This window comes from Paramesorhizobium deserti (assembly GCF_001558695.1).
Classification (GTDB): Bacteria; Pseudomonadota; Alphaproteobacteria; order Rhizobiales; family Rhizobiaceae; genus Paramesorhizobium; species Paramesorhizobium deserti.
Window position 1 is genome coordinate 1 of sequence record NZ_LNTU01000024.1, and the last position, 2,855, is coordinate 2,855.

Genomic DNA, 2,855 nt, shown 5'->3' on the forward strand with positions numbered 1-2,855 from the left:
GCTCTAGCAGGCCGTTGAAAAAGCGTCTCGCTTCATTTGCTCGCGCATGATTCACTGAGCTCGACGGGATTCGGGGATGATGGAATGCGCGGCGGCGACGTGAGGACGGGTGAGCTTTTCAGCTATGTCGATCTTGAGGATCGGGTGCGGCGGGATCATCCGCTGCGGGCGATCCGGTTGATCGTGAACGAGGCGCTTGCTTCGCTGGAGCGAGAGTTTGCGGCGCTCTATTCGCCGATCGGGCGGCCCTCGATCGCGCCGGAGAAGTTGCTGCGGGCCATGCTGCTGCAGGCCTTCTATTCGATCCGCTCGGAACGCCTTTTGATGGAGCGTCTGGAATACGACCTCCTGTTCCGGTGGTTTGTCGGCATCGGCATTGACGATGCGGCCTGGGACCATTCGGTCTTCTCGAAGAACCGGGACCGGCTGCTCGAAGGCGACATCGCCGCGAAGTTCCTGAGCGCGATCCTGGCGCAGCCCAAGGTCAAGCGGCTCCTGTCCACCGACCACTTCTCCGTCGACGGCACGCTGATCGAGGCCTGGGCGTCGATGAAGAGCGTCAAGCCGAAGGACGGTTCGGGCGCGCCGCCGGCCGGAGGCGATGGCCGGAATGCGGATGCAGACTTCCATGGCGAGAAGCGGTCCAACGAGACGCATGCCTCGACGACCGACCCGGACGCCAGGCTCTACAGGAAAGGCAAGGGCAAGGAGACGAAGCTGTGCTTCATGGGGCACGGATTGATGGAGAACCGCCATGGTCTTCTGGTCGATGCCTGCCTGACCGAGGCTGGCGGGCATGCCGAGCGGGTGGCGGCCCTGCATATGATCGAGCCCCGCGCCGACCGGCCACACGCGATCACCCTGGGAGCCGACAAGGCCTATGACACGAAGGGCTTCGTCAACGAACTGCGCTCGATGCGGGTGACGCCGCATGTGGCGCAGAACACCAACGGTCGAAGTTCGGCGATCGATCGCCGCACGACGCGTCATCCCGGCTATGGGGTCAGCCTGCGCATCCGCAAGCAAATCGAGGAGGCGTTCGGCTGGATCAAGACCATCGCCGGGCAGGACAAGACGAAGTTCCGGGGCCGCGACCGCGTCGGATGGGCCTTCACCTTCGCCGCCGCCGCCTATGATCTGGTTCGGTTGTCGAAACTGATGGCGGCGTCGCCATGAGCGCCGGGACTGCCTGCCGCCTGATCGGCCGCTGGCGGATCGTGGAAGCCGATCTTTGGGGGCGCGCCCATCTCGACCTGGTCGAGCCCGCCATGATCACCATCGGAACCGATGGTCACGGCGAGATCGCCTTCGGCGCCCTGCAGGCAGGCCTTGATCTCGGCTACAGTCAAGCCCTGGTCCACTTCACGTGGGCCGGATTTGAAGAAATGGACGAAGTCTCCGGCGACGGACATGCCGAGTTGCTCGATGACGGCACGATCGAGATCACGTTCGCCTATCACAATGGCGACGAGGCCATCCTCAAGGTAAAACGAGAGACTTCTTCAACAGCCTGCTAGATGTAGTGCGACGCGCCCAATTTATCGAAATTGCTTAGCGGCTCTTTCAGAGGCGATGGTGAGATATTTGTATAATACGTTAAACAATTGTTTTTGCATCGCAACCAGCTAACGAGACTGCGTGCAAACCAATGAAACCTGATATTAATAAATGTTACACTATTGCTGATTTTGTAACATTCTCTTATACGTTGCATTGAAATATGTCAAGTTTTTGTCCAAATAATTATTCACAGCCTGGCGCGGACTGAGCGGATTATCTTTTGTGTTCTGATGCTTATTGAGGGAAAACTTTTTATGCATCAGGTGACTGATAGGTAACTTTATAGTCCTTCTAAAGCTAAAACGCGCCGTACTCAGGGGTTTCGAGATGGCTATTCAACTGATAGCTGCATGAAATGATGCTTAATCGCAACGAGCGTCTCAGGGAAAATCCCGGTAATGCAATTAAGTGAGTAGATAGATTTGGTATGAGCATCGCAGTTTGCGATGCCCGAGGTTCAACGGCTGGTTTTCCGATCCTTCAAGCGACTTCACGGAAAGGTTGTTGCGCGCCCTGTGAGGAACCGCCTCTCCGCGGCCGCCTTTTCTTGGAGGATGCTGAATCCTCGAGGCACGACATATTAATCGGGCGCGAAGCCTGCGCGGTAAACCATATGCGTTGGGCAAATCCCCGCTCTTCCTGGCCGATAATATCTGCATATATTGCGGTGGTGCTCCAATGCGTATGGCCGAGCCAGCGTTGAACCAAGTTCAAGGGAGCCCCGGCCTCTAAGGCGGCAACGGCGAATCCATGACGGAGTCCCTTGGGAGAGGCTTGAATTCCCTTGATGCCGGCGGCATCCATCACCGTACAAACATGCCGATACCCTGTCATTCGGGTCCATCTCCAAATGCGCTCATGATGATCCTCGGGGGCTGCTTCCTCTTTGAGTATTTTGAACAGCTGGGCGGTCTCGGGGGAGATAGGCATGGCTCTGTGATGCATTTTGTTCCGCTTTTTCAGGCTCCGGATGATCAGCACTCCCTCCTCGAGATCTATATTCCTGTATGTTAAATTAAGAGCTTCTGATATTCTGCATCCGGTCTCCAGTAAAACCCTGCAAAAAAGTTCAACATCTTTATTTTTACATGTAGATGAAGTAAGAAACCTTTTTCTTTCGGATGATGATAAGTATTTTCTGCTGCCGTTATTGTCGATCATGACCTGACATTCCCCCACTCGCAAATTAATCGCTATATAATTGTGCGATTTTGGTTTAACTCCACCTCTGACTGTAACTGAGGCCGTTACTTCTCTTACGTAAATGTTACAAAATCAGCAATAGTGTAACATTT

At 55.2% G+C, this 2,855-nt stretch carries 3 protein-coding genes; 2 read left to right on the forward strand and 1 reads right to left on the reverse strand.

Annotated features, from left to right (window positions below; translation table 11 throughout):
- The first annotated feature begins 84 nt into the window (after positions 1–84).
- Both ATN84_RS16125 and ATN84_RS16130 read left to right on the forward strand, forming a co-directional pair.
- Positions 85–1,176 (forward strand): IS5 family transposase, encoded by a 1,092-nt coding sequence (locus tag ATN84_RS16125; protein ID WP_068882717.1) that lies wholly within the window; start codon positions 85–87, stop codon positions 1,174–1,176.
- Complete coding sequence (locus ATN84_RS16130; protein ID WP_068882718.1) at positions 1,173–1,517, forward strand: hypothetical protein; 345 nt, start codon at positions 1,173–1,175, stop codon at positions 1,515–1,517. Before ATN84_RS16125 ends, ATN84_RS16130 begins: the two co-directional genes overlap by 4 nt.
- Positions 1,518–2,040: 523 nt before the next feature.
- Here the strand turns inward: ATN84_RS16130 and ATN84_RS16135 are convergent.
- Positions 2,041–2,721 carry a tyrosine-type recombinase/integrase gene (locus tag ATN84_RS16135; RefSeq protein ID WP_082766332.1) on the reverse strand — a complete coding sequence of 227 codons (681 nt, stop codon included), beginning with the start codon at positions 2,719–2,721 and terminating at the stop codon, positions 2,041–2,043.
- Positions 2,722–2,855: the final 134 nt, after the last annotated feature.